The following is a 12,186-nucleotide window of genomic DNA, read 5'->3' as shown; positions in this document are numbered from 1 at the left end:
TTTGCGAGCTCTAAGAAAATTTTGAACAAATTCTAATCTCGCTCTGAAGACGGCGCTCCGACTTTCGACCTACGGTCGTCGCACTCTTCGAGTCAGTCTGTTTCGGGAAGGCTGCTCGGCAGATTCTATTCCAAAAATTGAGGAGTCAAGCACATGAAAATTAGGGCGATAGTTGCGCTAGCAGTGCTGCTTGCATGCATGAGCGCCCGGGCTGACAACATTTACGTCGAGAGCAGGGGCGGCGCTAACCTTTTTGTCGTCAACTCAGATACAGGGGATAAAACGTCCATTGGATCCTACGGACCCAATGGAACGGGACTCGGGGTTCTTGCGCAAGCGTTCAGCCCCAACGGAACGCTGTACGCAGTACTCCGCGGTGGCTCTGCAAGCCTGTGCCAACTAGTGACTGTGGACCTCAGCAGTGGCGGTGCAGGTAATACTCTCACTACGACTTCGATCGGATTCACGGGAGTTCCAGTGGAGGCCATGGCGTTCACTCCCGATGGAACCCTCTACGCCGCGAATTTCAACACCAACAATCTCTACACTCTGAATCTCAAAACCGGTGCGGCCACCCTCATCGGTAATCTAGGATTCGACGGAATCATGGATATGGCCTGGGATCCATTTAATTTCACAATGTACGCGGTTGCGTCATTATGTGATGGCTCTGCGGTTTATTCCATTGATCTGATCTCCGGCGCCGGCACGAAGATCACGGACGTACAAAACCCCTGCTTAATGACTCTGGCCATTGATTCTTCGAATCGGTTCCTATCAACGGATTTTTCCAATCCAAATTCGCCCCTCTATAAGATCGATTTGGAGCAGGGCACTCTCGACGTCCTGGGTGGCACAGGTCTGGGCAATACGATGGGAGCCACGTCTCAACCCGAGGCTGGCGCCGAAATTCAGGTCCTGGAAGCGGCGCTTTCAAAACTTAACCTCGACTTTGGGATCACGAACAGCCTAAACAAGAAACTGACAGCTGCACTTGGCGCGTTTCAGGCTGGCGACACCGCATCTGCCTGTGTTGCCCTGCAAGATTTCTTGAATGAGGTAAATGCGCAATCGGGTAAGAAGATCAGCATTAGGAACGCGAGCAACCTTTTAGACGCCGCAGCCGCAATTCGCACCTTGCTCGGCTGTTGAGACCCATTGTTCTCGCCAGAACCGAACCACCCTTGTCGCCGAAATTTAAGTGGCAAGGGTGGCCGACTTGCTCTGGCTCGACCATGTTCATCACCGGAGCGCAAGCTAGTCCAGACCCGTGCGTTCTTTATCAATCCCGCCTGATCACTCAGTCAGGCTCATCGATACAACACCGCCCGGCTCCGGAGCCGCGCTCTATACGCGCTCTGTTTGCATGGCTTGCATTGGCTTTCGTGGCCTTGCGTGTCATCCGTGGCCCTGGACGTTGTTGAAAGTACGTTTTGTTGCGGATTCGATTCCTTCCGCGCTCACCAATTTCGTGATCCATCGCCGTTTGGTCGGATAGCGGCAAAGACAGCGGCTCGCAATGAGTTCGAGCGTTCTCGGTTCGTGCAAATTGTCGCAGTCGGTTAAAGTATTCCGGCACGGGAGCCGGCGAATCGTGGAAAGTCGCTTTGGCGCAGCGAGCATGATATCCAGCAGCAGGAGCAATCACTACCAAGCCCATAACGGGATTCGTAGGCAAATAGAAGCGGCAAAACTCGTCAGACTGCTTTGGCGTTAATTGGTGTTGCGGGATGGGCCAGATTGCTAGCGACTCTGCAAATCGCTTGGGGCTGCGCCACGGTCGAGGATTGTGGCTCAAGGTATCATTGAGTCTAAAGCGACAAAAGTTAATGAATTTACGCGTAAAAGAAATTCCCCTCGGTATCAGTGACGCGTTGTGCTCACGATGCGATCACATCGCGTATTTTTGGGAGTCGGAAGAAGAGTTCAGCCGTGGTGTCCGCTTCCTCTCTACTGGACTGCGCGCCAATGATGATGCGGTTGTATTCGGTTATGAGGAGGCAAATGAGAAAGTATTAGCGGTTCTGAAGAAAGAAGGAGTGAATGTCGAGTACGCTACGAAATCGGGCCGGCTGATCACTCTTGCGGGGGACAAGAACAGCGATGTGATTCTTTCAAGAATAGGAAGCCACTTTCAGCAGAGGATTTCCCAGGGCACGAAGCTGATACGTTTGCTTGGAAATATTGGCTGGGGCCGACCGAACTGGCCGGAAGAAGCGGAGATTCTGAAATTCGAGGCGAAAGTAACAGATGCTGCCCGCCAGTTCCCCTGTGTCATTGTTTGTATGTACGACGTTCGGTCGCTGTCCGGGCGCGTGATTCTGAACGGCGCGTTGGAAACGCATCCCATCACTATCCGGCGCAATGTTGTGCGCGAGAATCCTCATTATGTGGCGCTGCAAGAATTTCTTGATCGACTGGAATTGTCTAAGTGAAGAACATGTCTTGCAGGATGACTACCTGTTTGTAATCGGGCGAGTCGAAGGAAGTGGTGAGGGCTTTGGCTTGAGTTGACTTTCATGGCCTTGAGTGTCATCCGTAGCCCTGCATGGTGTTGAAACTGCATTTTGTTGCGGATTCGATTCCTCCCGCGCTCACCGACTCCTTTGTTTTCAGCGATGGTGTACCTGCCATCGGCAGATGTAGTCAAAAATTGTTACGAGGTTTGCCGCTGTCGCTCGCGGATCTCCTCTGGAATTCAGGTCAGTTTCAGCCGACGCAGCTTTGATCTATTCATCAAAGGTTTAAGGTTCACTGGTCACATTCAAGGGACTCAGCCTCTGCGCGGCGATCGAGCCTCAGTGCGGAAGTGCCGTAGATTGCGGGGAGCGACGGGCTTTGATGTCGCGCACCGGTGGTTGACCGAAGAACCGTTTGTACTCGCGGCTGAATTGGCTGGGGCTTTCATAACCGACTTCGAAAGCCGCACTCGCCGCATCCACTCCCTCGATAAGCATTCGTTCTCGCGCTGCAATTAACCGAAGCTGCTTTTGGTACTGAAGCGGGCTCATGGCCGTCAACGCCCGGAAATGATGATGCAGCGTTGACATGCCCATTCGTGCAACGTCAGCGAGTTCTTCTACACGCAGAGGTTTCGAGAAATTGGCTCTGAGCCACGCAATCGCCTTGGCTGTTCTGTGGCTCTGGTCCCCCAATGTGGCGATCGCGCGCAAACGTGCGCCCTGTGGTCCTCGAAGCAGCCGATACATGATTTCGCGCTGGATCAAGCTGCTGAGGAATGGGATGTCTTCGGGAGCATCGAGTAAATCTAAAAGCCGAGAACACGGTTTCAGCAGAGCGGTCGTTGTCTTGCCGATTGCAATGCCGCGAGCGTTAGCTAACCCGTTCCCGGTTTGAAACTCCGCGTGATTCAAAATTTCTCTGACTCCCGCCATGTCGAGCTTGAGCAGCATGCAAAGCAGCGGCTCCTCTTCACTTGCTTCTACGATCTGGCTCACCACGAGAAGATCAAGCGAGCTGATCAGGAACGTCGATCCATCGCAGAGGTACGTGGTACCGCCGAGCGTTATACGTTTCTTGCCTTGAACGAAGACGGTAAAACTGGGCTCGTAGGTCGCCGGATAGCACGCCGTTGTCGTAGTTCGTCGATACAGCGTGAGGCCCGGTATTGACGTTGAGTGTTCGCCTTCAGCGGGAGCATGAGCAGCAATCCTTCGCGCCAGTTCAGTCCGCAACTTAGAGACCTCGGAAGAGGTATTGTTCGGCGCATATTCGCGCTTCATTGCCCTGACAACTGATTGCCTCATGACTGAATCTTACCGCCGACGCAGCCATCCTTCTCCACAAAATCCCTTGTCGCGACAGGAATAGGCAATTAAACGGCAGGATTGTGATATCCGCTTCGAAGACTCCGGTTCTCTAATGGTCAGGTGCGAAGACGTGAAATGAAATCGTTCTTGTTATTAACCGTGAAATCGGCTAACCCGAACGAGCACTGCGAGGTCGTTTAGGAAATGCCATTAACAATGCGGAGATCAAAGCGATGAAGAAACGGAAACTTGGAAAGAGCAATTTGGAAGTGTCTGCGATTGGATTGGGCTGCATGAGCATGAGTTTCGGCTACGGTCCAGCCGGAGACAAGCAAGAGATGATTGCAGTGATCCGGGGAGCGGCAGAGCGCGGTGTCACATTCTTTGACACAGCTCAGGTCTACGGTCCATATGCAAATGAAGAACTTGTTGGCGAGGCTCTGGCCCCATTCCGCGGAAAGGTCCTCATCGCCACTAAATTTGGATTCAAGTTTGAGCAAGTCGATGGCCAGGTTCGCAATGTGGGCGTCAGTAGCGAGCCGGCGTACCTCAAGCAAAGCGTCGAAGGCTCACTCAGAAGGCTCGGTGTGGACGCCATTGACCTTTTCTATCAACACCGCGTCGATCCGAACGTTCCCATTGAAGACGTAGCTGGAGCTGTGAAAGATCTCATTCGGGAAGGGAAAGTGAAGCACTTCGGCATGTCGGAAGCAGCGGCGCAAACAATTCGCCGGGCTCATGCCGTTCAGCCAGTGACCGCATTGCAGAGCGAGTATTCCCTTTGGTGGAAGCGTCCTGAAGAGGAAGTTCTTCCGACGTGCGAAGAACTAGGCATCGGGTTCGTCCCCTACAGTCCTCTTGGCAAGGGATTTCTCACCGGCAAAATCAAGCAGGGAACGACATTTCGCAGTGACGATTTGCGCAGTCGTATCCCACGTTTTGCACCTGAAGCCCAAACCGTGAATCAAGCTCTTGTGGATTCCCTTAGCGCAATTGCCAAGCGCAAGAAGTCGACGCCGGCCCAAATCGCGCTTGCTTGGCTACTCGCCCGAAAGCCATGGATCGTTCCCATTCCGGGCACAACGAAGTTAACGCGCGTCGAAGAAAACATTGGCGCCGATGCCCTCGAACTCACACCGGATGATCTTCGCGAAATCGACAATGCTGCCTCAGCAGTCAAGGTCGACGGCGCTCGTTATCCGGAAGAACTGGAACGAATGACCTACCGCTGAGTTGCAGAACGAGGAGAAAGAATGCAAGGAGCAGTTTTATACGGACCGCGCGACGTTCGCTTCGAAGAACGAGACGAACCGAAGATCCTCAAACCAACGGACGCAATCATAAGACTCTCTGTCACGTGCGTGTGCGGCTCCGACCTATGGCCGTATCGGGGCATTCAGAAGATCGAGCAGCCTACCCCGATGGGGCACGAGTATTGCGGGATCGTCGAAGAGGTTGGCAGCGCGGTCAAGACGGTGAAGAAAGGCCAGTTCGTCGTGGGATCGTTTTGTATATCCGACAACACGTGTCCCAATTGCCGGGCCGGCTATCAATCCGGATGCCAGAACCTGGAATTTATGAGTGGAGCGCAGGCGCCATATGCGCGAGTGCCGTTTGCTGATGGCACGCTTGTTGCCACGCCCGACATCCCATCGGGCGATCTTCTTCCCAGTCTCCTCGCTGTCTCTGATGTGCTCGGAACCGGCTGGTTCGCGGCGGACGCGGCGAATGTTAAACCCGGCTCAACCGTGGTCGTTGTAGGCGATGGAGCTGTGGGCTTGTTGGGGGTGCTTTCGGCGAAGCAAATGGGAGCGGAGCGGATCATCGCGATGAGCCGTCATGCATCGCGGCAAAAACTCGCAAGAGAGTTCGGCGCGACGGACATCGTGAGTGAACGCGGCGATGAAGGCGTCGCTCGGATCAAGGAAATGACAAAAGGCGTCGGCGCGGACTCGGTGCTCGAATGCGTCGGCACTTTGGATTCGATGATGCAGGCGATACGCTCCACGCGGCCGGGTGGCTCGGTTGGCTACGTTGGAGTGCCGCACGAAGCAAACCTCGACTTGCAGCAGGTGTTCTTCACGCTCGTTCGACTCCATGGCGGCCCGGCTCCGGTACGGCGTTATCTGCCGAACCTGATTAACCTCGTGCTCGGAGGGAAAATCAACCCGGGCAGAGTATTCGATCTCACGCTGCCGCTCGATCAGGTTGCGGAAGGCTACCGCGCAATGGACGAGCGTCGCGCAATCAAGACGCTTCTACATCCAAACGGCACGAAGTAAGGAAGGCAAGAATGAGCACTTGGTTAAAAAAAGAACTGCAGAGGATCGCGGACAACGACGATCTGCACATCTCGCCATTCCGCGAGGGCGGAAAGACATACGGCACGCCGACGTGGATCTGGTCGGTTGTGGTTGATAACGACCTCTATGTTCGCGCGTATAACGGCCGGAACTCGCGCTGGTACAAAGCCGCCATGCAGCAGAAGGCCGGCCGGATCAATGCTGCAGGCATGACGAAGGAAGTCAGCTTCGAGCCGGTTAACGGCGAAATCAATAACCGCATCGATCATGCTTATCGCGCGAAATATAAGGGCAGTCCCTATTTGAAACCGATGATTGGCGAAGGTGCCCGGTCGGCGACGGTGAAGGTTATTCCACTCAAGGCAGCCGCGTGATCGATTCGACAATGAAGGAAATACCGAAATGGAAATAAGGAGAGTTGGTTTGCAAGCCTCGGGCAAAGGTCCCACAGATTGGTTCACTGGAACGGTGCGTGTCGACCCGTTATTTCAGGCGCCTGAGCCGGCACGCGTCAGCGGCGCGCACGTCACCTTCGAGCCGGGCGCGCGCACTGCATGGCATACGCATCCACTGGGACAAACATTGATCGTGACCTCCGGCTGCGGGTGCGCACAACGCGAAGGTGGACCGATCGAAGAGATTCGGCCCGGTGATGTGGTCTGGTTCGCTCCCGGCGAAAAGCATTGGCACGGAGCAACACCGAGAACCGCCATGACTCACATCGCGGTCCAGGAAAGTCTCAACGGAAAGACCGTTGACTGGCTGGAAAAAGTTACCGACGAGCAGTATCGGAAATCAGTGTGAGGAAGCAATGCCGCATGTAATCGCGAAGTTGTGGCCGGGAAAATCGGAGCAGCAGAAGACCCGTCTTGCTGAGGCAATCACAAAGAATGTCATGGAGATTCTCCACTATGGAGAATCTGTTTCCGTGGCATTCGATGAGGTGAAATCCAGGGATTGGCTGGAAAAGGTGTACAAGCCAGACATTCAGAACAACTGGGACAACATTTACAAAAACCGGGATATGACCCGAACGATCTCTAATTAAGGAGAACCACAAAATGCCAAAACCTTCGGATGGAGCTAAGAAGTTGATCGGCGATTTTTCTCCGAAGCTGGTCGAACTGACGGACAGAGTGCTGTTCGACGATGTCTGGGAGCGCAAGGAGTTGTCGAAGCGCGACCGCAGTCTCATCACGGTCGCGGCACTCATCGCCTTAAATCGACCCGACCAATTGCGGTTCCATCTTGGGAAAGCGGTGGAGAATGGAGTTAAGAAGGAAGAGCTGATCGAAGCTATCACTCATTTGGCCTTCTACTCCGGCTGGCCTAACGCCATCACCGCCGTCATGCTTGCGAAAGAACTTTTCGATCAATCAAAGACGCGATGATTCAGCCTCATCTTTCGCCAAGCAGGTCAGCAGTTAATGGCGGTCTATTTTGGGACCCGGCCTTGAGAGCCCGCTGCCCAAAACACTTTGTACCAAGTTCGCAACAACAGTGTCTAAATCTGCCTATTTGTGCTCGCGAAAACGATTGGGAAATCGCTGAAACCATTGAGTTCACCACCTCGGCTTTCGTCTTGTTAACGTCGCGTGATGGGGGTTACTCCGGTTCTTGCAGAGATCAGGCCCCAAAGTATTCAGTCTGAACTCGATAAGTTCATGCCTCGCGAAGAGCAAACATAGGATCTACCTTTGTGGCTCGCCTCGCCGGGAAGTAACTGGCCAGCACTGCAACCGCAAACAGGAGAAGTGGCACGGCCAGAAACACAAGCCGATCGTGCGGGCGAACACCATACAGCAAACTTGCCATCATCGACGCAGTGGCTGCAGAAACGACCAATCCGGCGACGATGCCAACGGCGGCAAGTGCGACCCCCTTGCGCAGGAACATCCTCAGAATGTCGCTCCGTCGCGCGCCCAGGGCCACGCGGATACCGATCTCGCGTGATCTTTGGCCAACCATATAGGCCAGCAAACCGTAAATTCCGATCGAGGCCAGCAAGAGCGCCCCACCTGCAAATCCCGCCACCAAATTCGCCGAAAATCTGCGCGATGCCAGCGATGCATCCAGTACCTCATCCATTGAGGTGACGTTGAATACCGGCAGCCCCGGATCCACGCTCTGAATCGCGCCGCGAATTTGCGCATCCAGGGTGCTCGTGGGCAACGAAGTTCGCAGCGCCAAACTCAACGACCGCCCGAGAAATTGATTCAACGGAACATAGACGTGCGGCACGCCATCGACATCGAGCCCGTCGTGCTTGATATTTTTCACCACGCCGACCACGGTGCTCCATGGATTCACACGACTCTCCCCGAAACGCAACCGGATACGCAGCCGCCCGCCCACCGGATCATGATCCGGCCACCAGTAGCGCCTTGCCGTCGCCTCGTCGATGATTGCCACGGGCAACTTGCCGTTTTCATCGTCCTCGGTGAAGAAGCGCCCCTCGACCAGCGCTGTTTGTATCACTCGAAAATAGTCCGGGCTGATGCGGATAATTTCGGCGCTCAAATCTCCGGAGGATTCAGTGGGCCGATCTTCGATGTCCAGCGAGTTGTGGTTCGTGGCGCCGTAGGCCGCCGCATCGCTGTTAATTGCGTCGGCGGCCGGCAAATTAGACGTAATCGCCGCCAACTGCACGCCGGGAATCGCGTTTGCGCGCCGCAGCAGTTCGCGATTAAACGGAATCTGCTGCGCGAAGGTGTGATATGGATCGAGCTGCGGATCATTCGGGTGCGGCAGATAGATATTCGCGGTCACTACTTGCGATGGGTTGAAACCCGGATTTTGCCGCAACAAATCGCGCAGCGTTTGCAATAAGAGCCCCGCGCCGACCATCAGCACTAGCGCAAAGGCAAGCTGCGACACCATCAGCGCATCGCGCATGCGCCCAGCCTTCGCACTGTAGCCCGAGCCGCGCGAGCCCTCGCGCATCGTGCTCGCCAGTCCCGCCTTCGAGGACTGAATCGCGGGAGCCAGCCCAAACAGTAGTCCGGTCGCGAGCGAAATCAGTAACGCAAACCCCAGCACCCGCCAATCAATGTTTACTTCGCCCAGCCGCGGAAGATTCGCCGGCACAAATCGCAAGACGACTTTCAGCGTAATCGCCGCCGTCGCGAGTCCTGCGATTCCGCCGATGAAAGCCAGCAACAGCGATTCGGTGAGCATCTGCCGAATCATTCGGCTCCCGCTCGCTCCCAGCGCCGCGCGTACTGCCATCTCCTGCTGTCGGCCCGACGCGCGCGCCAGAAGCAGACTGGAAATGTTTAGAGACACCACGAAAACGATTAGGACTACGGCAGCCATTAACACGACCAGCATCGGTCGAACCTTACCCACCAACGATTGCTGCAACGGCTCAATCTCAATCGCCCATTTGGCTTGCGGAGGGTAATCATTCGCAAATTCGCGACGCAAATTAGCAGTCAAGGTATCAAGCCGTGCCTGAGCTTGCGCTATGCTGAGGCCCGGCTTGAGACGACCGATTGCCCCTGGTAGTACGCGCAGCCCACGCGCCGGCGCCGGGTACGGATCGGCACTGAATCCGCAGGTAATCCACACCTCCACGGCTGGAATAGTCGGCCCCGGGTGGCGAAATCCGGGAGAAACTACACCTACAATCGTATATAGATCGTTGTCGAGGCGAAGGCTCCGACCGAGGACGCCGGGATCAGCCCCATAAGATCGGCGCCACAAGGCATCGCTGATCACAACCACAGGCGCAAAACCGAGCGCGTAGTCCCGGTGATCAATTAAACGTCCTAGTTCGGGAGTGGCGCCGAGCATAGAAAAGTAGTTAGTAGAAACCTCGACCATTGCCAAATGTTCGGGATGTTTGACACCGGTCAAGTTTGTGGGGCCCGCAACGATGGCACTCACATCTTCGAACACATCGGTCTGCGCTCTGAGATCGTCGAATTCCGGCACGGAAAACCGCACGCCCCGCAACCCTACCCCTGGGTTGTTAAAGTAGATCCTCACTAGACGGTCCGGGTCGGGGTACGGCAGAGAACGCAGCAATACGGCGTTCACGATGCTGAAAATGGCGGTGTTGGCTCCCACGCCCAGAGCCAGTGTCAGGAGAGCTACGATCGTGAACGTGGGCTTCTTGACCAGCATGCGCCAGCCATAGCGAATATCTTGAAGTAAAGTTCCCATGAAGAATCTCTTCTAAGGTCAATACACGGCACTCTTATTAGTTATCAGTTTGTAGCTCCTACTTAGACCAGGGCGGAACCACGCCGTTGCTGCGCGCGTACGCGATCGACTGCCCCAGATGTTCGTGTTGATCATCGAGAATCAGAGTCAGCACGGCCTGCAACGTCATGTCTCTTCCGAACAGTTTCACCGACGCCTGCAGGTCATTGTCGGAGAGTGCCGTGATCAGTTTTTGCAGACTGGCGTATGAAGCTTTCAGAGCTTCCTGCAATTTTTCCGGATCGGTGATCGGCGCGGCCTTTGCCCCCGGATTCGGTGTGCCCGAGAGCACGCCGACGAGCATGCTGTTCTCCCTCACAATCAGGTTGAACACGTCGCCGACGGAACGAACGCCCTGGGCGGGCTTCCAGTCATACTTGCCCGACATAACGCGCGCGAGTGCGGTGAATTTGTCGGAAAGAGTTCCGGCATCTTTCCCGAAGGCGGCCTGCATTCCTGCCGGCTGCGCCTGCGCCAACGGCACCATCAGAGCGACCAGAAGCGTGCAAATTCCGTGCTGAATCAAAATCTTCTTCATGTGAAACTCCTCTAGCGATGCTCCTCTCGCTGAAGGATATGGAGCGCAGAACCACTGTTTGCAGGAAAAGTGATGTGCGGTGTCCGAAGTGAGATAAGCGGTCTGTCCTCAGTGATGTCCTCTTCGAGGGTTCCGCTACAATCCTTGCCGGAAGGGTTGACACACCCGAAGGGTTGACACATCCAGTGCTGCAGGCCACAGCAAATATGGGACGGACGAGATGGATTTTGATCCTGTGTGCGTGGACGATCGTAGGACTGTTGTTTACGGTGCAGGGGATCGTGGTTGCGAAGGTTCGCGGTGGGCACGTCAGCTGGGTGATCGTGGGTGCGATCGAACTCGTCTACTGGAATGTATGGGCGGCGTGCACACCGCTCGTGATTGCTCTGGCAAAACGGTTGCCATTGACGGGGCCGAGGTTTGTACCTCACATAGCGATCCATACGGTCACGTCGCTAATGATGGCTCCCCTGGGATCGGTCACCGCGTATTTTCTGAGCCATGGACTTCTGCGGTTACTTCTTCGCATAACCGATCCTGGTGCGCCGCCCCTTCCCCCGACGTTCACAGCCAGTGTTCTGTCGATGAGCTTCACTGGCGTGCTTACATACTGGTTAGTTGTGGGGCTGTATCAGTCGTTCCACTTTTATCAGGCTGCTATGGAGCGTCAGACTCGAGCGGCGCAACTGGAGATGCAGCTCTCCCATGCCGAACTTGAGAACCTTAAGAGCCAGTTACATCCGCACTTTTTGTTCAACAGTCTCCACACCATTGGACAGCTGATGCAGGAAGACGTCGAGGCTGCGAGCCATCTGCTGGTCAGCCTGGGCGACTTGCTGCGTCTTGCCCTCGAACGGCGCGAGAACGAGATCACCTTGCAGAGCGAGCTCGAGTTTGTCGGCAAATATCTGGAGATCGAACAGACACGCTTTCATGATCGGTTGAAAGTGGACATCGACGTACCGACTGACCTTCTCGGAATCTATGTACCGAGCCTGGCGCTTCAGCCTCTGGTTGAGAATGCCATTAAGCACGGCTTCAGCGTCGATTCCGCCGCGGGCCGGCTAGAGATCGCTGCGCAACGCAACAATGGCAGAGTTTCGCTCCGCGTCCGCGATGATGGCCCTGGTCCGGCACCGGGATCGCGTCTGCGATTCGGCGTCGGACTCAACAATGTCCAGTCACGGTTGAAACAGCTGTACGGGGAGGAGTCGTCGCTGGAACTTATCAGGGGCGACGGTCGAGGCTGTGAGGCCATCATCACCATTCCACTGCGGAGTTCGCATGAAGACGCGAGTCCTCATCGTCGATGACGAACCGATCGCCCGGCGCGGTATCCGTCGCTATCTGGCCAAACACAACGACATTG

At 55.3% G+C, this 12,186-nt stretch carries 12 protein-coding genes; 9 read left to right on the top strand and 3 right to left on the bottom strand.

Features of this window, described 5'->3' with window-relative positions:
* The first annotated feature begins 153 nt into the window (after nucleotides 1–153).
* Nucleotides 154–1,152, top strand: coding sequence for a hypothetical protein (locus tag VFU50_15105; GenBank protein HEU5234190.1), 999 nt, complete (start codon nucleotides 154–156; stop codon nucleotides 1,150–1,152).
* A gap of 578 nt (nucleotides 1,153–1,730) precedes the next feature.
* Nucleotides 1,731–2,435, top strand: a complete 705-nt coding sequence (locus tag VFU50_15100; GenBank protein HEU5234189.1) for an MEDS domain-containing protein — start codon at nucleotides 1,731–1,733, stop codon at nucleotides 2,433–2,435.
* A 363-nt stretch (nucleotides 2,436–2,798) separates the two neighbouring features.
* On the opposite strand, the gene VFU50_15095 is transcribed toward VFU50_15100, so the two are convergent.
* Entirely contained in the window at nucleotides 2,799–3,767 is a 969-nt protein-coding gene (locus tag VFU50_15095) for an AraC family transcriptional regulator (protein HEU5234188.1), read from the bottom strand.
* A 236-nt stretch (nucleotides 3,768–4,003) separates the two neighbouring features.
* Between VFU50_15095 and VFU50_15090 the strand changes: the two genes are divergently transcribed.
* Genes VFU50_15090 through VFU50_15065 form a run of 6 tightly spaced genes read left to right on the top strand, consistent with a single transcriptional unit; the run spans nucleotide 4,004 to nucleotide 7,464 of the window.
* The gene (locus tag VFU50_15090) at nucleotides 4,004–5,002 is read left to right on the top strand and encodes an aldo/keto reductase (GenBank protein HEU5234187.1); all 999 of its coding nucleotides are present in this window, start codon (nucleotides 4,004–4,006) and stop codon (nucleotides 5,000–5,002) included.
* 21 nt (nucleotides 5,003–5,023) lie between these two features.
* Entirely contained in the window at nucleotides 5,024–6,052 is a 1,029-nt protein-coding gene (locus tag VFU50_15085; protein ID HEU5234186.1) for a zinc-dependent alcohol dehydrogenase family protein, read from the top strand.
* Nucleotides 6,053–6,063: 11 nt separating this feature from the next.
* The gene (locus VFU50_15080; GenBank protein HEU5234185.1) at nucleotides 6,064–6,447 is read left to right on the top strand and encodes a DUF2255 family protein; all 384 of its coding nucleotides are present in this window, start codon (nucleotides 6,064–6,066) and stop codon (nucleotides 6,445–6,447) included.
* 28 nt (nucleotides 6,448–6,475) lie between these two features.
* The gene (locus tag VFU50_15075) at nucleotides 6,476–6,877 is read left to right on the top strand and encodes a cupin domain-containing protein (GenBank protein HEU5234184.1); all 402 of its coding nucleotides are present in this window, start codon (nucleotides 6,476–6,478) and stop codon (nucleotides 6,875–6,877) included.
* A 7-nt stretch (nucleotides 6,878–6,884) separates the two neighbouring features.
* On the top strand, nucleotides 6,885–7,121 hold the full coding sequence (locus tag VFU50_15070; GenBank protein ID HEU5234183.1) for a tautomerase family protein: 237 nt from the start codon (nucleotides 6,885–6,887) through the stop codon (nucleotides 7,119–7,121).
* A gap of 13 nt (nucleotides 7,122–7,134) precedes the next feature.
* Nucleotides 7,135–7,464: a carboxymuconolactone decarboxylase family protein gene (locus VFU50_15065; GenBank protein HEU5234182.1), complete on the top strand. Its 330-nt coding sequence runs from the start codon at nucleotides 7,135–7,137 to the stop codon at nucleotides 7,462–7,464.
* Between the two features lie 271 nt (nucleotides 7,465–7,735).
* On the opposite strand, the gene VFU50_15060 is transcribed toward VFU50_15065, so the two are convergent.
* Together VFU50_15060 and VFU50_15055 are read right to left on the bottom strand one after the other, a co-directional pair.
* Entirely contained in the window at nucleotides 7,736–10,240 is a 2,505-nt protein-coding gene (locus VFU50_15060; protein HEU5234181.1) for an ABC transporter permease, read from the bottom strand.
* Between the two features lie 58 nt (nucleotides 10,241–10,298).
* Nucleotides 10,299–10,817 carry a DinB family protein gene (locus VFU50_15055; GenBank protein ID HEU5234180.1) on the bottom strand — a complete coding sequence of 173 codons (519 nt, stop codon included), beginning with the start codon at nucleotides 10,815–10,817 and terminating at the stop codon, nucleotides 10,299–10,301.
* Nucleotides 10,818–11,023: 206 nt separating this feature from the next.
* On the opposite strand from VFU50_15055, the gene VFU50_15050 reads away from it, so the two are divergent.
* Nucleotides 11,024–12,130 (top strand): histidine kinase, encoded by a 1,107-nt coding sequence (locus tag VFU50_15050; GenBank protein HEU5234179.1) that lies wholly within the window; start codon nucleotides 11,024–11,026, stop codon nucleotides 12,128–12,130.
* The last annotated feature ends 56 nt before the right edge of the window (nucleotides 12,131–12,186 follow it).

This window comes from Terriglobales bacterium, assembly GCA_035764005.1.
In the GTDB taxonomy this organism is placed as follows: Bacteria; Acidobacteriota; Terriglobia; order Terriglobales; family Acidobacteriaceae; genus Gp1-AA112.
This window is presented reverse-complemented; position numbering and strand designations above follow the sequence as displayed.